Source organism: Sediminibacterium sp. (assembly GCF_019264485.1).
In the GTDB taxonomy this organism is placed as follows: Bacteria; Bacteroidota; Bacteroidia; order Chitinophagales; family Chitinophagaceae; genus Sediminibacterium.
On sequence record NZ_JAHVAA010000012.1, the window covers coordinates 60,560 to 79,922 of the forward strand.

Genomic DNA, 19,363 nt, shown 5'->3' on the forward strand with positions numbered 1-19,363 from the left:
ATAGCTATTCACCATTGACCATGGACTATGGACTATTAACCATGGACCATTAACCATTCACCCTGCTACTCCTTTTTCTTCAATTTGTCTTTAAAGACTTTTTCAAATTTTTCCAGTTTGGGTCTGATGACAAAGCGGCAATAGCCCTGATTGGGATTAGCGTTGTAATAATTCTGGTGATAGTTTTCAGCCGGATAAAAATTCTTGAAGGGCTCTACTGTCGTTACAATGGGCGCATCCCAGGCTCCGCTTTTATCAAGCAATGCCTTATACTTTTCTGCTTTTTCTTTTTGTACATCATTATGATAATAGACCACACTGCGGTACTGAGGGCCGATATCATTTCCCTGTTGATTGGGTGTGGTAGGGTCATGTGTTTTCCAGAAAACTTCTAATAGTTCATCATAACTGATCTTTTTAGGATCAAATACAATCCTTGCCAGTTCCACATGACCGGTATTTTTATCACATACCTGTTCGTAAGTAGGGTTTTCTACAAATCCGCCCCCATACCCGCTAATAACTTCCAGAACACCATCCAGGCGCTGAAAAAAAGCTTCTGTACACCAGAAACAGCCTTCTCCAAAAGTGGCGGTATCGGTCTGAATACCTGCATAATTCGTCTTTGTGTTCATTTTCTTTGATTTTGTAGCGGGTTGTTGTGCGCATGATGCCAGGCTTAACCCCAGTACCAGTAAACTCATTACCATTCGCATAGTTCCTGTTTTGATAAAATTACGTAATTGATTGTACAACAGTTTAGACTGCTCAGATGTTCTGTACTTACAAAAGAGCTGTTAATGTTTAAATCTTTTGAATTCTTCATCTTTGATTTTCTGATTTGATCCTCTTCCGGTAAATCAAAAAATCAAAGATCAAAAAATCCCCGAAGGGGTTCTTCAGACAAAGATTCTCTCCCTTACCTTTGCCACTTATGCGTTTGTACCCCGAAACGGCCCTTACACAGCTTGAATTTGATAAAGTGCGTGCTTTACTGGAAGGGCATTGTAAAACCCTTTATGCCAAACAAAAGGCAGAAGAACTGCGCATACATACCAAAAAGGAATATATTGAACTGGAGCTGAAACAAAGTTTTGAATTTAAATCGATCTTAGAACAATCGCAGTATTTCCCCAACGATTTTACACAACCACTTCATAAAGAGATCAAATTACTCAGTATTCCGGGTGCATTAATTACCGGTGAACAATGGTTGCTCATCCGTAAGCTTGCAGAAAATACATCCAGTATTTTTCGCTGGTTTGATCAGGAACGCCGGCTGGCATTTCCAGGGCTGACAAAAGTGATCGAAGGAAGCTATTATGAAAAAGCAGTCATTGAAATGATTGATGAAGTAATAGATGAGCAGGGTACTGTAAAAGACAATGCATCAGCCGATTTGCAAAGAATAAGGATGAGTTTGTTCCGTAAACGGAATGAACTGCGACGCATGTTTGAAAAAGTAATCAGCAAACTCGCTAAAGCAGGATATACAGCCGATATTGATGAAAGCTTTAGTAACGGCAGAAGGGTAGTAGCTGTTTTTTCAGAACACAAACGCCAGGTTAAAGGCATTTTACATGGTGAAAGCGACAGCCGTAAAACAGCTTTTATAGAACCCGAAGAAACCATCGACCTGAATAACCAGGTATTCACACTGGAGAATGAAGAAACAAAAGAAGTACAGAGGGTCTTACGCCAGCTTACGGCTCGTATAGCTGTGTATGCCTCTTTACTGGAACAATACCTTATAATAGCAGGTGAATTCGATTTTATAAGGGCCAAGGCAAAACTGGCTGTTGAGATGAATGGTCAGTTACCGGAATTATCAGACAAAGCCCATATTCATCTCGTAAATGCATATCATCCTTTATTATACCTCTATAATAAAACGGCGGGCAAAAATACCATACCCGTTACCCTTACACTGGATGATAAAAACAGGATTCTGGTAATCAGTGGCCCCAACGCCGGTGGTAAAACCGTTACCATGAAAACCATCGGATTGAACCAGCTCTTGCTGCAAAGCGGTTTGTTGGTACCGGTAAGTCCCGATTCGCAGATGGGTATTTTTAAACAATTATTTATTCATATCGGTGATACCCAAAACCTGGAATTTGAATTAAGTACCTATAGCAGCCACCTGCTGCACATGAAATATTTTATCGAATCGGCCAATGGTAAAACCATGTTCTTTATTGATGAACTGGGTAGTGGTAGTGATCCCAATCTGGGTGGTGCTTTTGCAGAAGTGATCATGGAAGAACTGGCCAGGCGGCATTCTTTTGGTGTGGTAACCACGCATTACCTCAACCTTAAAGTAATGGCCAACCGTACCCAGGGCATCATCAACGGCGCCATGCAGTTTGATGAAGTAAACCTGCAACCTATGTATAAACTCATCGTGGGTAAGCCCGGTAGTTCCTACACATTTGCCATTGCAGAAAGAATTGGTTTGCCACAACACCTGATTAACCGTGCCAGAAAACTGGTAGATGAGGATCATTTCAAACTGGATCGTTTATTGAACCGCACCGAACAGGACCTGCAACAACTGGAACAGGAGAAAAAACAGTTACATAAACTGCTGCGCGAAAATGATCGTCTCAAAAAAGAGATGGAAACGGTAATGGACAAGGAAAGACACCGTCAGCAGATAGAACTGTTAAAAAACCAGAACAAGGTTACTGAAGAAAGACTGGTTTACCTGAAAGACATGGAGAGAAAACTGAAACAGATTGTGCTTGATTGGAAAAAAGCAGAGAATAAACAGGATGTCATTAAAAACCTGCAAAACCTCCTGTTCAAACAGAAAGAAGCCATTGTGGTAAATAAACTCGCAAAAAAAGTAGACCTGAAATACAAGGAAATGAACCAGCACATTGAAGTAGGTTCATTGGTAAAACTCAAAAAAAATTACCAGGTAGGCGAAGTAAAAGAAATAAGAGGGAAGAGGGCCATTGTTCAAATTGGTATCCTGCCCATGAATGTTGATCTGGTTGATCTGGTGGTAGTAGAAAAGCTCCCCGAACCAATATCGAAATAGTGAGTAGTCAGTAGTGAGTAAATTCTCCCAGACTCACTACCGACTACTCACTCTATCATTTATCCCTTTTTATAAACAGCTTTCGTGCTCATTTCTCCCTGAGGAGTTGTAATAGTGGAAGAAAGTGTCATGGTTTTCCCATCTGCACTGATTTCCCATTTTTCAATACCTGTCAAATCAAGACTTTGTCCCTGAAATTCGAGTGAGAGTTTTATATCCACTTTAAAACGCTGTTCGCCATCCCAGGTAAGGGTAGAAGATTTCTTGCTGTTCATGATACCCGTATTTTGCGACTCTTTCCCAATGGCATGTGTTTCTACTGTTTCAAAAGCACTTCCATCGAAGCCGGTACCTGTATAGGTCATTTTAAATGACTCGGCCGACTGGTCAATCACGATTTTACTATAAGCACCTCTTGCGCCAAATTGTCCTAATTCACTGGCACTTTCATCAAGTGTCCAGGTGCCCGAAAAATTGGCGGCTTTGTAGGTAAAGGAGAATAATAATGTCACGCTCATCAGCGCGGCGGTAAAAAGGAATAGTTTACGATTCATAGTGCTCAGTTTTTTATAAAAATAGGCAATAACATATTCATTTTAATCATCAATAACAGTTTTCGGATAAACGGCGGTTATGGGGAATTGCCAGATAACTCCTTGTAAATCTGATTATTTTGGTCATCCTTTTGAATATTTTTTGGTAGAAATATTTCAAACCTTACTTTTGCCGCGGAGAGATGGCAGAGCGGTCGAATGCGGCGGTCTTGAAAACCGTTGACTGTCAAAGGTCCGGGGGTTCGAATCCCTCTCTCTCCGCGGAAAGGCTTAAGTATTACAAATACTTAGGCTTTTTTTATTTCCAAACCCATGCTTTATTATACTTATATATTAAAAAGTTTGTCGGATAATGGCTACTACTATGGCCATACATCGGATATTGAAAACAGACTTAAGATGCATAACAATAAAAAAGTAAGAAGCACAAAATCAAGGATACCATTGGTGCTTCATTATTTTGAAACATTTGATACTAAATCTGAAGCTTATCGTCAGGAAATATTTTTTAAATCGGCGGAGGGTAAGATTTACTTGAGGTTGAAAAAAATTATATAGCGTCGAATGCGGCGGTCTTGCCCGCAGGATCCTTTGGAAAAACCGTTGACTGTCAAAGGTCCGGGGGTTCGAATCCCTCTCTCTCCGCAGAAAGGCTTAAGTATTATAAATACTTAGGCTTTTTTTATTTCCCAACCCATGCTTTATTATACTTATATATTAAAAAGTTTGTCGGATAATATGTAAGTACCCCATGTTGGTGGCAGGCATTTTGTTGAGCGTATGAATTTTTTATTAAAAATAATAATCTAAAATATAAAATTGTTAAGCCGCATATATCCAAATATTTGGAATTTCAATAAAATTGTTGGTCTACTGATTTTGTTATTGCCGATTTTATTTTACCTGTATGTTCAGTGGTTTTAGATTCAATAAGCATAAGTAAACATTCCTCTTCTGAGGAAACTCTGTGATTTCTTCCTTTATTTACAACAAACAGGTCACCTTTTTTTAATTTTACGTCTGGTTGATTTTCAATTTCCATTAAAAGTACCCCTTTTGCAATGTAGAATAATTCATCTTCATTTTCGTGAATATGCCAAGGCACTTCTTGCCCTTTTATTTTTACAACTTTAATATATTGGTCATTTACTTCACCTATAATCCTTGGTGAAAAATAGTTGTCAAGACTTAAAAAAGCATCTTTCAAATTCATCTTTTAAACAGGTTGCCTTTTACAATTTTGCCTTCTTTTTTTGCAAGATAATAAAGTGCTATTCCGATAAATAATAAAAAAGATTGAGTGATAATTGAATCTTCAATTCCAACAGCCCCACCTGTTAATAGTTCAGGACCATTGAATTTTGATTGAATGATACTGCCCATATCATTTAGCCCAGAGAGATTTGAGCCATAAAAAGGCTGAGAAAAATTCCAGCCTAAATGGAAGAAAAATGGCAGCCAAATTCTTTTAGTATAGACAAACATCATTGCCATAGTAAACCCCCAAATCAAAGTTAAAAAATGACTAAATAGGTTGAAATTTGGATTATAAAAGTGTTGTTGCAATTCTACTAACATTGCAATGACAAGGGTTAGATGAGTACCTAACCAATTTTCACAGACACGAACTATTAACCCTCTATGAAATAGGTCTTCAACTATGGCCGCAAACATTAGTACCGTGAAAAACTTTATGGGGTAGTGAGCTGTTGTAATACTAATAGCTTGATAATAACCTAATAAGTATAAAATGAAAATAATTAATGATATTGTAAAAAAGCCGAAGAAAAATCCTCCAAACATTTCTTTCGGTAAATATTTTATGGATAACTCTGTTATTTTTCTTTTATCGTATACACGGAATAAATAGTAATAAGCGGCTAATAAAACTATAAAAGAAACACAGTGAATAATTGGGTCGGCAATACTTTTATCTTGAATAATGTTATAAAAAAATGGTTTTAATACAAAGTTTTGAATTACGACAAATAGAGAAAAAGGAACGACAATTCCGATGATAATTTTTGTTATTGGAAAATGCAGCACTCTTTTGATAGTTACATTCATAATTAACACTATTTAAAGTTTATGCAAATAAAAGTATTCGATACCTTTACAGCAAGTACATACAATAAAGTATGGTACATACTAAAAACATAGTAAATCTGATTACCAATGGTTTAAGTTTTAAAAAAAATGAAAAAAAATATTCAAAAGGCACATTGCGCTGTTGATTACGCATTTCAAAGAATTGGCGGAAAATATAAAGGGCGGATTTTATGGGTATTGAGGGATGGCTTATTGAGATACGGTGAATTAAATAGGGCAATAGTGGGTATTACACCAAAAATGCTTACCCAAACACTAAAAGAACTGGAAGCTGATGAACTAATTACGAGAAAAGTTTATTCTGAGGTTCCACCCAAAGTTGAATATTCACTTACCGAAACAGGAAAAGAATTAATTCCTTTTATTAGCCAAATGCGAAGTTGGGGGGAAAAGCAAATAGCAGCAAATTGAAACTGACATTTCGTTGGGTGTTGTGATATGCTTGTGTAAGCTTTCCAAAACTCCGGCCATTTGAAAGTTAACAAAACTGTTAACTTTAGAATATGCATTTTCAGGCAATACTTCATTATTTTCTTCATTTCGGTTTACCTGTACTGATAGCGGGCTGGTTTTTTAAAAACAACTGGAAAAAAGTATCCCTTGTTTTCTGGCTCACCATGCTGGTAGATCTTGATCACCTGCTTGCCACACCTTTATTCGATGCATGCAGGTGTAGCATCAATTTTCACCCCTTACACAGCTATCCGGCTATCCTCATCTACGCGTTACTATTATTTATTCCCAGGTGCAGAATCATCGCCATAGGATTGCTGATGCATATGGCTACCGATCAGGTAGATTGCCTCCTGAGTTTGAGGAGCTATAACTGAGGAAGTGATAGTAAGACAAAAATGTGGTACAAGTTATTTTACATACAAAGTCATCTCTTCGCAATCATGTTCGGCTATATAAAAGATGAAAGGCTCTTTTTTAATGAATGATAGCTCGCCTGCTTCGTCTATTTCGCGTATGGCTTTGTGCAGGAACAATCTCGACTGGTATTGATAAAACATCATTAAATGACTGCCCAGGTTCAGCAGGTCGTTATCTTCTTCTTCTTTTTCAATCAGCTCAGCGCAATCGGGCCATACGGCAGAGAAATCGGGACCCTTGCCAAAACCATCATAGTGATCGGGAGGTAGTTCATGGTTGAGATAGCGGGGTTCCAGTATAATAGGGTAGCTAAACTGTTCCTTGAAAAAATTGATACCTGAATCGTAGTGAAAATACCAGTCGTAGGAAAACGATATGGCACCTGATTTGGAAAATTGCTGAATGGCGGCTTCCACTGTAAAACAAGAGCGGAGTTCAGAGGTGAGATAACTAACTGCTTTTGCTTCATCGATTATATTCGATTCCATAAACGCAGCATATTCATTGGCTGCACTTATATCATTGGCTTTCTCAATAAGCAGTTCTTCAATTCCTTCTGAGTCGGAAAACATAACCTGCCCTTCATGGTGCATCTTCAGTAGTTCGGCGTATTGCTGGAAAACTGGTCTTGTCAGTTGCTCCTGAATAGCTGTTACCTGTTCTTCCAGTTTTTCATAAATCAATCCGTTCAATGATGCGTTTGACATATCGTTTATTTAGCAGACACTTAGGAATATAAAAACGCTGTATGCCCTATTTCAATGGCAGAAAAACCTCCGCCATCATACATCGGGCACTTCCACCACCATTGGTTTCAATGGTTTTTATATCGGAACGTAATATCGGGTTATAGGCTTCTATACGGGATACCTGATCTGCAGTCAGACTCTGAAATGCCTGACTCGACATAACCAGATAGGGTTTACCCTCTTTATTCTGAACCTGCAACATATTACCGGCAAACTGATTCATCTGCTCAAAACTGATCGTAATAATATCTTTACCCGTACCTGAGAGCTGCTGTTCCACCAGATTACGTTCTGATTGATCGGGTATCGAATCAAGACAAATAACGGCATACCGGTCTGCCACACACATCATTACATTGGTATGATAAATAGGAGAGCCGCTGCTGTCAACAGAAACAAAAGCAACAGTATCGTATCCTGCTTTTGTTGCCCATTCGTTCAATACTTCAATAGCGGTTCTGGGCGATAAACAGGCATAGGCAATTTTATTGGTACGATCCAGTACCATACTGCCCGTGCCTTCCAGAAACAATTGCTGTTCTTCATAGCCGGTAAGATCAATCGTATTGTTTACAGCAAATTTTTCCCTGATGGCCGCCAATACATGTGGTTTTCTTTCCTGTCTTCTATTGGTGGCAAACATGGGATAAAGAAAAACAGACCCATCACTATGAAAAGAAATCCAGTTATTGGGAAATACAGAATCGGGTGTATGAGGCTCTGCTGTGTCATTTACAACAGTCACATCAATACCTGCATGGGTTAGTATGGTAACAAACTGCTCAAATTCAAGGGTAGCTTTCTCTGCAACAGCTTTATCATCGGAAGCCTGCTGAAAACTATTGTTCACTGCCGTTTCCGCATTAAAATCGAAACGAACAGGTTTTATCATGAGCAGGTGAGAAGTGGTTTGCATAAGTATTTTTTGAGTGTATGAATGGGAGGAGTGAGTAGTCAGTAGTCAGTGGTGAGCAGTGAGTAACAAAACATTTCTTTACTCACTATTCACTACTGACTAAATTTCCTCCCTCCACAAAGGCATACTCATACAATGAAACCCGCCACGGGCACGCGATAATTCGGCAGATGGCATGAGTATCAAAGTATCTGTCATGGTTTGTGGGGAAATGGTGCCAGCTTCCAGTTGTGGCAATAAATCTTTTACATGTATAATGGTAAATCCGGCTTTACGGAAAGCTTCTGTTGTTTTATCATTTCTGTCGTAACCCAGTACCACTCCTTCTTTCAAAGCAAGCAGGTTACAGGAGTCTGTCCATTGCTCACGTGCATTGTAAGGGAATTCATTGTTCCCGGAAAAAATAAAACGAACCTCGTTTTCACAATGCAGGTCATTGATACTGATGTCTACCAATAAATCTTCCAGGCTGTCGAAAAAGACAGGATTATCCGGACATTTTTTATGAAACTGTGTAATCTTGATCTTCTCTTCTTTTTTTACCTGTAAAATGCGTTCTACGGCATTATCGTCTTCATGTTTCACTGCCTTGCGCGAAAAATTACCCAGCATTACCCATACATCTCTTTTTACCTGGGTAAATACCGTATCAATATGCATGTAATCGCGTTTTTTAGGGATACGGACAATGGTCACTTTATCCATCAAACCCTTCTCAAACATTACATTGGTAATCATGGCGGCAGCTTCGGCCGAGGTTCTTTCACTTACACCCACGAGCAGGTGATTAGCACTCACCACCATAATATCGCCGCCTTCCAATGTTGTTTTACGATCATCTTCTTCCTCTTCAGGCATCAGGAAACTCTGGTTCGAATCGTTTAATTCTATGATATGCTTTTTCCATTGCGCAAACATGGGATGATAAAAGAAAATGTACTTAGAGAGCAATGCTTCTCTGGTACGTGCTTTTTTCGCAGGTTTATTAAGCAGTACATGATCTTTGATGGTGATGCCAATATCTCTGGTGAAAATAAAATTGGGAATAGGTGCAAACAATAATTGTTTATCGATTGAAGTACCCGAGATAAAAGTTTTTGATAACTCATTGGCAGAATAATCAGCTAACTGCTGCTGTATTTCGAAGGTACAGCCTTCAATGGCAGCTACCGATGCAATGAGTTGAGAACGGATCGCGGCATCGTCCAGCAATTCTGCGAGCAGCCATTGGAGTTCCACCACTTTATCTGACCTGTAAAAATCAGGAGAATCGGGCTTGAAAAACTGACGGTCATTCTGATCTATCTCCAACAGTTTACCCTTTATTTTTTCCGGATCTAAAAAGTAAAGCAGGAGCTTGGTATAATAGTCGTACTCGTCTTTTCTGATGGTATCCAGATGAACAATGTCTTCGAATAACCAGTCCTGTGCTTTTGAAGGCACTACTTTTCCGAGTCCGCTGTCTGGACTATGTACCAATAATCGTTTTAAAGTACCTATTTCAGAGGTAACATGCAATGTATGTTCCATACAAGATTTGTATTAAATGAATAAAGTGATCTTCGTCTTAAACGGGGATAATCAGCACTCAGTGATCGGGCATGGAGTTCAGACCACGGTACATCCATGCAAAATGAGCAGTAAGAAAAGATATGGTCGAGCAATGATGCATTTGATCAGCAAAACTAAGGATTTCTTTGTAACGGGTCTTCTCCCTTCAAACTACCCTCATTTTCAATGATTTGGAAACGTACAAACATTTCTTCACTATACCAGTTTTCCTGGCGTGTTTTACGCACCACTTCAGCATGTTCATGCATACGGTAAGCGAAGTTTTTCATGGCTTCTTTTGATTCCCAGATGCTGAAAGTGGCCTGTTTAATCCAGGGTACTTCACCAATACCCACAGAACTGATAAAACCCGGAGCGGTACTCATTTTTTCAGCAACGCTGTCAACCTGTTTCCAGAAATGAGATAAACGACTCATCCGAATAGTAGCCCTTGTAAGTATCGCGATCCTTCCATTATAATCACTCTGTTTCGGTAATGAACCAAATACTTCTTTTCCATCCCATAAACCATGGCCTTCGAGTGGTTTAAGCAGAAGGGTCCATTTTTCACAACCAAAGAAACGCCACCAGTTTTCTATCTGGGTGGGGTGCTGGTTGTATTGTAATTCATCCTCCCATATTTGCAGTATGGCCCATTGCCGCCAGTCGGGTGTTTTGTCAAAGCTTCCGTTACGTCCGCAACCCATCAGTTTCCAGAAGCCTGATTTTTTTTGTAACCATAAGGGCAAACGAAATAAAGCCATGGATAAAAAACCTGCCCATCCCATCCATCCCGGGTATCGTACAATTGTTAACCTTGCAATCATTAATGATAATAAAAGTTAGAAATCCATCTAATATACTACTAACCCTGCGAAACCTCCGTTACCTCTTGTTCTCTGCGGTGAATATCCGAGTAAGTTCACTGCAGAGAACGAGATAGCACTGAGGTTTCGCTGAGGAGATTAACGTTTTTCCTTAATTTGCTGTTATGACCCATCTGTTACTCACCAACATTCATCAACTCATTAATGTTCGCAAACATCCGGAATTATTAAGGGGAGAAGCATTAAAAGAATTGCCGGTATTAAATAATGCATGGTTACAAATTATCAATGGGCGTATTGCTGATTATGGCACGATGGATATTTGTCCCGACGCCACTGATATATTGAACCTGAATGGTGCAAGTGTTTTACCCTGTTGGTGCGATAGTCATACCCACACTGTATTTGCTGCGAGCCGGGAAGATGAATTTGTAGATAAGCTAAAGGGACTCAGTTACGCAGAAATAGCTGCAAAAGGCGGCGGTATTTTAAACTCTGCGCAAAAACTGGCCCTCACAACAGAAGATATATTGTTTGAACAGGCCAGAAAAAGAATTCATGAACTGATGGCATTAGGCACAGGCGCCATTGAAATTAAAAGTGGTTATGGATTGTCGTTGGATGCTGAACTGAAAATGCTGCGTGTTATAAAACGATTGAAAGAACAGTTGCCCATACCTGTTAAAGCTACTTTTTTAGGAGCGCATACCTATCCGGCTTTATTCAAAGAAGACCATGAAGCCTACATTGATCTGATCATCAACGATATGTTATCAGCTATTGATGCTGAGCAACTGGCAGACTATATAGATGTGTTTTGCGAAGAAGGTTTTTTCAGCGTGGCAGAAACCATACGTATCTGTGAAGCCGGAAAGCAGTATGGGTTAAAAGCAAAAATTCATGCCAACCAGTTACACCTTTCCGGGGGTGTGCAGGCAGGTATTGAGCTCAATGCTTTATCGGTAGACCACCTGGAGACGATGGATACCTCAGCTATTGAGTCACTCGCAGCATCTGATACAATCGGTACGCTATTACCCACCGCCGCTTATTTTCTGAGAATGCCTTTTCAGCCTGCACGGAGTTTGATTGATGCAGGTGCCGCCATTGCGCTGGCTTCTGATTTTAACCCCGGTTCAAGTCCGAGCGGAAATATGAACACGGTTGTGTCCATGAGCTGCATACAAATGAAAATGCTACCCGAAGAAGCCATCAACGCAGCCACTTTAAATGGTGCATTTGCCATGGGCGTTGAAAAGGAAGCCGGCAGCATCACCATCGGTAAAAGAGCCAACCTGATCATTACAAGACCCATCCCGTCGATAGCCTATATACCCTATGCATTTGGAACGAATTTGATTGACAAAGTGTTGATTAATGGGCAGCAGATAGCAGATAGTCGATAGTCCATGGCCATAGTCAATGGATAGAATAATCTGGTTTTACTGGCCTTAACTATTAACTATGGTCTATCGACTATAAACTATCAACTATTCCGTATATTCAATCAACAAAACCGAACGCCTTGCAACTGCCACATCTGAAAATATACAATAAGCAGGATATCCTGTCTGTAACCCGAATCCGTCGTTTTGAAACCAAAATAGGGGAGCGTGTACAGGTGCTGCAACATAATGGTGATCTGGAATCATCTATTCGCCAATCCAGTGCGCCTTTTGTTCTGGTAGGTATACCTGAAGATATCGGGGTTTTGGCCAACCAGGGTGTTGGTGGATGCGATTCGGCCTGGATTGCTTTTTTACAGGCTTTTCTGAATACACAGAGTAATGACTTTTTTGAAGGAAGCAGCATCCTGTTGATCGGTCATTTCGATTTTAATGATGCCAAGCAACTGATTGAAGGCAATGCTCAGAGCTACGACGAAAAAATTGCCGCCTATCGTCACGCAGTAAATATGATTGATGATGAAGTAGAGCAGTTGATTCACATGATTACACAGAACCAGAAAATACCTGTGGTCATCGGTGGCGGACATAATAACGCTTACCCCTGCATTAAAGGAGCTGCAAAAGGTTTGTATAAATCAGGACAAATACCTATTGCACAGATTAATGCCATTAACCTTGATGCACATGCCGATTTCAGACCCATGGAAGGCAGGCACAGTGGCAATGGATTTTCTTATGCTGAAGCCGACGGATACCTGGAGAAATATTGTGTACTTGGGTACCATGAAAATTATTTGCCACAGAATGTGTGGATGGATATGGTGAACAATCCTTTTATTGATTGTATCAGTTATGAAGATATTTTTCTTCATGAAAAAAGAACATTTCTTCAGGCAGTGGCCCACGCAACAGGTTTTACCGAAGACACTTATTGTGGAATTGAAGTAGACCTCGATGTGATTGAAAACAGTATCAGCAGTGCATCGAGCCCAGTTGGTATTTCACTCGCCCATGCACGGCAATTCATCAATTTTTCAGCTACAGACAGTAAAGTAGCTTATCTCCATATTTGTGAAGGTGCCATCCAGTTATCCGATGGCCGCAGCGGACATACAACCGGAAAAATGATCAGTTATCTGGTAACTGATTTTGTGAAAGCCATGTTTACAAGCAGGTGATGGAGATGGGGAGTAGTGAGTAGTCAGTAGTGAATAGTGAGTATTTTCTACCCTCACTCACCACTGACTACTCACTACTCACTATCTTTGATCCATGTTTCGAACCCGTTTTTTTTATCTCATATTGCTGATAGCCCCGATATTTGGTGCTGCAAAAAACAGGGATACACTCATTACTTACAAACTGCTGCAACGAATTGAGCAGTTACAACCAAAGGAAGATGGTGTTTTTCCTGGCGGATTATTTCCATCCTACCGCATTTATGCTTTGAATCAGTACCGGCAGAAAGCGGATGTTAATATTTTTTTTACAGGATTAATTGCATTTACCCTGCGCGATATAGTAACCACATTAACTCCTTATCAACAACTAATCGCTCAACGGATTATCGATAAAAGTTTACCTGTTTCTGATAAATTTAAAAATACAAAAGGAAGAAATACCTACCATTTCTGGCGAACCGATGACCCGCAGATATTTCCAAATGCGGGATGGCTGAACTGGTTTAATAAAAGTCAGTCATTACCCGACGATATGGACGATACGGCAATCATGCTGCTGGCGATGGCTGCAGAAGATACTGTGGTTAAGAATGTGCATAAGCTTATGCAGGGCTATACAAACAATGCCCAAAATCCTATTACCAATACCTATCCTGAATACAGGAAAATAGGTGCTTATTCTACCTGGTTTGGTGTGAAGATGCCGGTTGATTTTGATGTGTCTGTATTAAGCAATGTATTGCTGATGGTACAACGGTATCAACTGGATTGGACCAACGCCGATTCTGCCAGCCTTGAGCTCATCGTAAAATCTATTCAGGCAAACAGACATTTAACAGATGCCGCCTATATATCTCCGCATTACAGTAAGCCATCCATTATTCTGTATCATATATCCAGACTGATGGCTGTAAAAAAAATACCAGCCCTCGAAGCACTTAAAACCAAACTTGTTGATGATGCATTGCAGTTATTCCGTTCATCAGATTCGTTTATGGAGCAGGTTATTTTGTCAACTGCTTTACTGAAATGGGGGATACAGCCACCGGAAATAGCACCAAAAGAAACTGGTTCTTTGCAGGACTTGATTGAAGATGAATCTTTTTCCTTTTTTATTGCGAATATGGCTTCTATGCTCCCAGATGGATGGAAGAAAATAGTTGGTGCAGCCGGACTTGGCAAGTTTTATTATTTCTGTCCGGCCTATAATAATTTGCTCTTACTTGAATACCTTACCACAACTCAGCGATAGCATGTAATTTCGCTTTAAATTTTCCAGATGGGTATCAATCGTGAAATGTATGAACAGATAAACCTGGAGCTTAGAGCTAAGCAGGTAACACTCGTGGCTGTTAGCAAAACAAAACCAGTAGCAGATATTGAGGCCTTATACGCATTAGGACAGAGAGCGTTTGGAGAAAACTATGTGCAGGAGCTTGTTGATAAACAGGCTTTGCTTCCTGCTGATATAGATTGGCATTTTATTGGTCACCTGCAAACCAATAAAGTGAAATATATTGCTCCCTTTGTACACCTGATACATGGGGTTGACAGTTTTAAACTCCTAAAAGAAATAGATAAACAGGCTGCCAGGCACAATAGGGTTATCAATTGTCTGTTACAAATACATATTGCCAGCGAAGAAACCAAGTTCGGTATGGATGAAAATGAATTGAAGGATGCCATGGCGCAACTTGATTCATTTCCGAATGTGAAGGTTTGTGGTTTAATGGGAATGGCTTCTTTCAGTGATGATGAAAGCAAAGTAAGGGGTGAGTTCAAAATACTTCGTGATCTTCTTAATGAATCGGCTATCAGCCATCAACCATCAGCCATCCTGAGTATGGGTATGAGTGGTGATTATAAAATAGCCATCGAAGAGGGGAGTACGATGGTGAGGATCGGGAGCTTGTTATTTGGGGCAAGGGTTTATCAATAATATCCTTACACTTTGTAGAAATCGTTTAGCATTCGATATTTAAAAAAACTCCGTGCTACTCTGTGCAAAACACTGTGTAACTCTGTGGTTTAATTCTTACGACTTTTTAAACCACAGAGTTATACCGAGTTTCACAGAAGTTATTTCTTAGCTTTTGCATAATCAAACACGAGCTGACAAAAAGCTTTCACACCTAAATCAAATCCGCTTTCATCGATATAAAAATCAGCTGTGTGGTGTTGAGGTGCTTTGTTTACATCCTGATTTTTGGGCATCCCGCCAAGATAAAAGAAAAAGGAAGGTGCTTTTTCACCGTAAAAAGAGAAATCTTCAGCGCCTGTATCCCAGTCGCGTACCACTACTTTCCCTTTACCGGCTGCTTTTTCCAGAAAGGGTAATGTAAGTTTCACCAGTTCAGGATCATTATAAGTAACCAGTGTTTTGGTATCAATCGTTACTTCCGCTTCAGTTCCGTTACTTGCTGCAATATGTTTTGCTGTATTACGAATTCTCTCATGTACTTCTTTCTGCATTTTACTGTCTAAGGTTCTGATGGTTCCCAGCATTTCACAGGTTTCAGGAATAATATTATTTCTTACGCCGGCCTGAATGGCACCAACTGTAATTACTACCGGTGCTTTGGTTAATTCCATTTGTCTGCTTACAATATGCTGTAACCCCTCAATAATTTGTGAAGCTGATGCAATAGGATCAATTGCTTTCCAGGGTTTAGAGCCGTGACCGCCCTGACCTTTTACTACAATTTTAAACCAATCTGAGGAAGCCATAAAGGCACCGGTTTTATATTGAATTTCACCAACAGGAATAGTTGAATTAATGTGTAACCCAAACACAGCTTCTACTTTGGGATTATCCAATACACCTTCTTTCACCATCATTGAGGCACCGCCTTCTTCATTATTAGGTGCTCCTTCTTCTGCCGGTTGAAAAAGGAAAACAACAGTACCCGGTACATCCTGCTGCATTTTCTTCAGTATAGTTGCCGTACCCATAAGGATCGATGTATGCGAATCGTGTCCACAGGCATGCATTACACCTACTTTTTGACCATTAAAGTCAGTTGTAACTTTAGAGGCAAAAGGAATATTCACCCGTTCAGTAACAGGTAAAGCATCAATATCGGCGCGTAATGCCACCACAGGGCCTGGTTTGCCACCTTTCAAGATGGCTACAACACCTGTTTTGGCCACATTGGCTTTTACTTCGTAACCAATAGACCTTAAATAGTCTGCGATATAGGCACCCGTTTTGAATTCGCGGTTAGACAGCTCAGGATTTTGGTGAAAATGTCTGCGCCATTCAACCAGTTTGGGTGTGATATCTTTTACAAGTTGAGGGTAGGCAACAGGAAGATCCTGTGCTGTTGCTAAGCTGCTGATAGCTAATGTTGCACTGAATAAAATGGTTCTCATGTAATCCTTAAGGTTAAGGTGATCAATTAATATTTTGGTAACAGCAATATACACAGACTTAATGACCTTTAATCATGTAAAGAAAAAGGCTTATATTCAATACTAAATCCAAACTGCATATGAAAAAAATCATAAACCTCCTGATGGCTGTCTCTATTTCCTTCGCAACTCAGGCCAGCGTGGTTACTGATCTTAGTTCAGGTCAGACGTCAACCACCATTGTTACGCCTGTTGTATTGAACGATGTAATTGTGGAAGATGCGTTACGTGAATTTAAAAGTCTTACCCGCACAGAACGCAAAGCGAAAATGAAAGAAGTAAAGAAAATGCTTCGCGAATACAAAGCCACCAAAAAAGCCGGCGGCGATGTAAGTACCAATCAGGTATTATTAGGAATTCTCTGTGTAATACTACCTCCACTGGCTGTAGCACTTCATCAGGGCGAAATAAACGGTAAATTCTGGCTCAGCCTGCTGCTTACACTCTTGTTCTGGCTGCCAGGAGTCATTTATGCGCTGATTGTGGTCTTCGGATAATTTGAAAATGTGCTAATTTGGAAATTTGGAAATGGAAAGAGTTGATATTTACTAGTTAATCTTAAAATATCAGCACACTCTTTTGCGTAGCAAAAGCTCCTGTCTTCATTTCCAAATTATCTCCAATCCCAAACCACTACATTCCATTCATCCATATGATCATGATATGTATGTATGGTTTTGAAACCTGCTTTTTCATGTGCCCGCATAGAACGGTGATTGGATGTGGAGACTTCTGTCAGGAGAATATCGTATTGACGACCGTAGCTGCTTCTGTGATGCTGGTATAATTTTTCAAATAAACCCTTACCCCGGTGTTCTTTGGCGATGCAGATTTGTCCCATCATGTAATACCGGTAATCATTTATCGGGCGACCGAGATAGGAGAGCGCCGAAAGGTTATCAAGCATCACTTTCATCTCTTTATGTACTTCCGACATGGCATGGGTGGCAACAAGTGCATAACCAACAACTTCATTCTTATACATTGCAATTATACTTGGCGCAAATGCATGCATTGCTTCCAATAACTCAGGTGTATATTCCCAGGTGAGAAAACCCTGGTCAAGTTTTGTCTCTTCATTAACCACTGATCGTAAATTAACAGAAGAGAGCTTTGCTATTTGCTGAAGCTGTACCGGGGTACTGACAAGTTCTATACTATACATCTTATGGCTATTGATATTCTCCAAACACTTCCCTTAAAGTATCTGCAATTTCTCCTAATGTAGCATATTGCTCAACGGCATCAATCACCAAGGGCATCAGGTTCTCTCCTGTAGTTGCTGCTTTACTGATGGCCGCAAGAGCGGTATCTACTTGTTCCTTGTTCCTTTTTTCCTTGAGTACTTTCAGTTTATCTGACTGTATCTGTCGTATGCTGTCATCAATTTTAAATACAGGTGTAGTATTGGGTTCAGTTACCTGAAATTTGTTAACACCTACAATAATTTTTTCGCCACTTTCAATATTACGCTGGTATTCATAAGCACTTCTGGCAATTTCATCCTGCATAAATCCTTCTTCAATGGCACTTACACTGCCACCCATGGCATCTATTTTTTGTACCAGTTGCAATGCTTTTTGTTCTACTTCATTGGTCAGGTTCTCAATAAAATAACTTCCTGCCAGCGGATCCACCGTATCGGGTACACCACTTTCAAATGCCACAATCTGTTGTGTTCTCAATGCAATACGTGCGGCTTCTTCTGTAGGCAGACTTAATGCTTCATCGTATCCGTTTGTATGCAGACTTTGTGTGCCACCCAATACAGCGGATAATGTTTGAATGGTAACACGACAAATATTATTCAGGGGTTGCTGAGCGGTTAGTGTAGCACCACCAGTTTGTGTATGAAAGCGCAACATCATGGCTTTTTCATCAGTAGCACCCAGTTCCTTCATCATCTGCGCCCACATTCGACGGGCTGCACGAAACTTGGCCACTTCTTCAAACAGGTTATTATGTGCATTGAAGAAAAAAGAAAGTCGCTTACCGAATACATTAATATCAAGTCCCTTTTCCATGGCGGCCTTTACATAGGCTTTGCCATTACTGAGTGTAAATGCAATTTCCTGAACCGCTGTACTGCCCGCTTCACGGATATGATAACCCGAAATAGAAATCGTATTCCATTTGGGTAGTTCTTTACTGCACCATTCAAAAATATCAGTAATAATCCGCATCGAAGGTTTTGGGGGATAGATATAAGTACCCCTTGCAGCATACTCTTTTAAAATATCATTCTGAATGGTGCCACTGATTTTTTTCAGATCAGCACCCTGCTTTTTGGCCAAAGCCACATAAAAAGCCAGCAAAATAAAACCAGTTGCATTGATGGTCATCGATGTACTTACCTGTTCTAACTGAATACCCTTAAACAGGGTTTCCATGTCTTCCAGGCTGTCAATAGCAACGCCTACTTTTCCTACTTCACCTTCCGCCAAAGCATGATCACTATCGTAACCAATTTGTGTGGGCAGGTCAAATGCCACACTCAAACCCATTACCCCCTGCGACAATAAATAATGATACCGTTTATTACTTTCTTCTGCCGTAGAGAAACCGGCATACTGTCTCATCGTCCATAATTTGCCCCGATACATATCTGGCTGTACACCCCTTGTATAAGGAAATTCTCCGGGGTTCTCTGTAGATGAAACAGTATAATCGGAAGGATGATATACCTGTTTTATTTCTATTCCGCTGTCGGTGGTTATTTTTTTCATGGCAAGGAAAT

General features: G+C 40.1%; 20 protein-coding genes and 1 tRNA gene. 10 read left to right on the forward strand and 11 right to left on the reverse strand.

Going from position 1 to position 19,363, the window contains the following annotated elements; all coding sequences use genetic code 11:
* Nucleotides 1–65 precede the first annotated feature (65 nt).
* The gene (msrA, locus tag KXJ59_RS09875; RefSeq protein WP_363266008.1) at nucleotides 66–635 is read right to left on the reverse strand and encodes a peptide-methionine (S)-S-oxide reductase MsrA; all 570 of its coding nucleotides are present in this window, start codon (nucleotides 633–635) and stop codon (nucleotides 66–68) included.
* A 299-nt stretch (nucleotides 636–934) separates the two neighbouring features.
* Here msrA and KXJ59_RS09880 point away from each other — a divergent pair, with 299 nt between their 5' ends.
* Nucleotides 935–3,046 (forward strand): MutS2/Smr-associated SH3 domain-containing protein, encoded by a 2,112-nt coding sequence (locus tag KXJ59_RS09880; protein ID WP_295203982.1) that lies wholly within the window; start codon nucleotides 935–937, stop codon nucleotides 3,044–3,046.
* A gap of 59 nt (nucleotides 3,047–3,105) precedes the next feature.
* On the opposite strand, the gene KXJ59_RS09885 is transcribed toward KXJ59_RS09880, so the two are convergent.
* Complete coding sequence (locus KXJ59_RS09885; protein WP_295203986.1) at nucleotides 3,106–3,600, reverse strand: hypothetical protein; 495 nt, start codon at nucleotides 3,598–3,600, stop codon at nucleotides 3,106–3,108.
* 176 nt (nucleotides 3,601–3,776) lie between these two features.
* Here KXJ59_RS09885 and KXJ59_RS09890 point away from each other — a divergent pair.
* Together KXJ59_RS09890 and KXJ59_RS16010 are read left to right on the forward strand one after the other, a co-directional pair.
* A tRNA-Ser gene (locus KXJ59_RS09890) sits at nucleotides 3,777–3,861 on the forward strand.
* Nucleotides 3,862–3,912: 51 nt separating this feature from the next.
* A complete protein-coding gene (locus KXJ59_RS16010; RefSeq protein ID WP_363265951.1) occupies nucleotides 3,913–4,158 on the forward strand; it encodes a GIY-YIG nuclease family protein in 246 nt (81 codons plus the stop codon).
* Between the two features lie 295 nt (nucleotides 4,159–4,453).
* Here the strand turns inward: KXJ59_RS16010 and KXJ59_RS09895 are convergent, their stop codons facing one another.
* Both KXJ59_RS09895 and KXJ59_RS09900 read right to left on the reverse strand, forming a co-directional pair.
* Complete coding sequence (locus KXJ59_RS09895; protein WP_295203989.1) at nucleotides 4,454–4,813, reverse strand: cupin domain-containing protein; 360 nt, start codon at nucleotides 4,811–4,813, stop codon at nucleotides 4,454–4,456.
* On the reverse strand, nucleotides 4,810–5,667 hold the full coding sequence (locus tag KXJ59_RS09900) for a CPBP family intramembrane glutamic endopeptidase (protein WP_295203992.1): 858 nt from the start codon (nucleotides 5,665–5,667) through the stop codon (nucleotides 4,810–4,812). Before KXJ59_RS09900 ends, KXJ59_RS09895 begins: the two co-directional genes overlap by 4 nt.
* 129 nt (nucleotides 5,668–5,796) lie before the next feature.
* Here KXJ59_RS09900 and KXJ59_RS09905 point away from each other — a divergent pair, with 129 nt between their 5' ends.
* Complete coding sequence (locus tag KXJ59_RS09905; protein WP_295203994.1) at nucleotides 5,797–6,120, forward strand: helix-turn-helix domain-containing protein; 324 nt, start codon at nucleotides 5,797–5,799, stop codon at nucleotides 6,118–6,120.
* 92 nt (nucleotides 6,121–6,212) lie between these two features.
* Nucleotides 6,213–6,539, forward strand: coding sequence for a DUF6122 family protein (locus KXJ59_RS09910; RefSeq protein WP_295203998.1), 327 nt, complete (start codon nucleotides 6,213–6,215; stop codon nucleotides 6,537–6,539).
* A 33-nt stretch (nucleotides 6,540–6,572) separates the two neighbouring features.
* On the opposite strand, the gene KXJ59_RS09915 is transcribed toward KXJ59_RS09910, so the two are convergent.
* The 4 genes from KXJ59_RS09915 to KXJ59_RS09930 all read right to left on the reverse strand — a co-directional run bounded on the left by KXJ59_RS09915 (nucleotide 6,573) and on the right by KXJ59_RS09930 (nucleotide 10,625).
* A complete protein-coding gene (locus KXJ59_RS09915; protein WP_295204001.1) occupies nucleotides 6,573–7,289 on the reverse strand; it encodes a hypothetical protein in 717 nt (238 codons plus the stop codon).
* Between the two features lie 46 nt (nucleotides 7,290–7,335).
* Complete coding sequence (ctlX, locus tag KXJ59_RS09920; protein WP_295204004.1) at nucleotides 7,336–8,247, reverse strand: citrulline utilization hydrolase CtlX; 912 nt, start codon at nucleotides 8,245–8,247, stop codon at nucleotides 7,336–7,338.
* 99 nt (nucleotides 8,248–8,346) lie between these two features.
* The gene (locus KXJ59_RS09925; protein WP_295204007.1) at nucleotides 8,347–9,777 is read right to left on the reverse strand and encodes an arginine deiminase family protein; all 1,431 of its coding nucleotides are present in this window, start codon (nucleotides 9,775–9,777) and stop codon (nucleotides 8,347–8,349) included.
* 155 nt (nucleotides 9,778–9,932) lie between these two features.
* Nucleotides 9,933–10,625, reverse strand: coding sequence for a DUF3291 domain-containing protein (locus KXJ59_RS09930; protein WP_295204010.1), 693 nt, complete (start codon nucleotides 10,623–10,625; stop codon nucleotides 9,933–9,935).
* 164 nt (nucleotides 10,626–10,789) lie between these two features.
* Between KXJ59_RS09930 and hutI the strand changes: the two genes are divergently transcribed.
* The 4 genes from hutI to KXJ59_RS09950 all read left to right on the forward strand — a co-directional run bounded on the left by hutI (nucleotide 10,790) and on the right by KXJ59_RS09950 (nucleotide 15,154).
* A complete protein-coding gene (gene hutI / locus KXJ59_RS09935) occupies nucleotides 10,790–12,031 on the forward strand; it encodes an imidazolonepropionase (RefSeq protein WP_295204013.1) in 1,242 nt (413 codons plus the stop codon).
* A gap of 119 nt (nucleotides 12,032–12,150) precedes the next feature.
* Nucleotides 12,151–13,212 carry a formimidoylglutamase gene (locus KXJ59_RS09940; RefSeq protein WP_295204015.1) on the forward strand — a complete coding sequence of 354 codons (1,062 nt, stop codon included), beginning with the start codon at nucleotides 12,151–12,153 and terminating at the stop codon, nucleotides 13,210–13,212.
* Between the two features lie 94 nt (nucleotides 13,213–13,306).
* Nucleotides 13,307–14,467, forward strand: coding sequence for a hypothetical protein (locus KXJ59_RS09945; RefSeq protein ID WP_295204017.1), 1,161 nt, complete (start codon nucleotides 13,307–13,309; stop codon nucleotides 14,465–14,467).
* A gap of 27 nt (nucleotides 14,468–14,494) precedes the next feature.
* Entirely contained in the window at nucleotides 14,495–15,154 is a 660-nt protein-coding gene (locus KXJ59_RS09950; protein WP_295204027.1) for a YggS family pyridoxal phosphate-dependent enzyme, read from the forward strand.
* A gap of 140 nt (nucleotides 15,155–15,294) precedes the next feature.
* Here KXJ59_RS09950 and KXJ59_RS09955 read toward each other — a convergent pair whose 3' ends face one another.
* Nucleotides 15,295–16,587 (reverse strand): amidohydrolase, encoded by a 1,293-nt coding sequence (locus tag KXJ59_RS09955; RefSeq protein ID WP_295204029.1) that lies wholly within the window; start codon nucleotides 16,585–16,587, stop codon nucleotides 15,295–15,297.
* Nucleotides 16,588–16,706: 119 nt separating this feature from the next.
* Here KXJ59_RS09955 and KXJ59_RS09960 point away from each other — a divergent pair, with 119 nt between their 5' ends.
* Nucleotides 16,707–17,123 carry a YqaE/Pmp3 family membrane protein gene (locus KXJ59_RS09960; RefSeq protein ID WP_295204031.1) on the forward strand — a complete coding sequence of 139 codons (417 nt, stop codon included), beginning with the start codon at nucleotides 16,707–16,709 and terminating at the stop codon, nucleotides 17,121–17,123.
* Between the two features lie 116 nt (nucleotides 17,124–17,239).
* On the opposite strand, the gene KXJ59_RS09965 is transcribed toward KXJ59_RS09960, so the two are convergent.
* Nucleotides 17,240–17,791 carry a GNAT family N-acetyltransferase gene (locus tag KXJ59_RS09965; RefSeq protein WP_295204033.1) on the reverse strand — a complete coding sequence of 184 codons (552 nt, stop codon included), beginning with the start codon at nucleotides 17,789–17,791 and terminating at the stop codon, nucleotides 17,240–17,242.
* Between the two features lie 7 nt (nucleotides 17,792–17,798).
* Nucleotides 17,799–19,352, reverse strand: a complete 1,554-nt coding sequence (locus tag KXJ59_RS09970) for a methylmalonyl-CoA mutase family protein (RefSeq protein ID WP_295204035.1) — start codon at nucleotides 19,350–19,352, stop codon at nucleotides 17,799–17,801.
* Nucleotides 19,353–19,363: the final 11 nt, after the last annotated feature.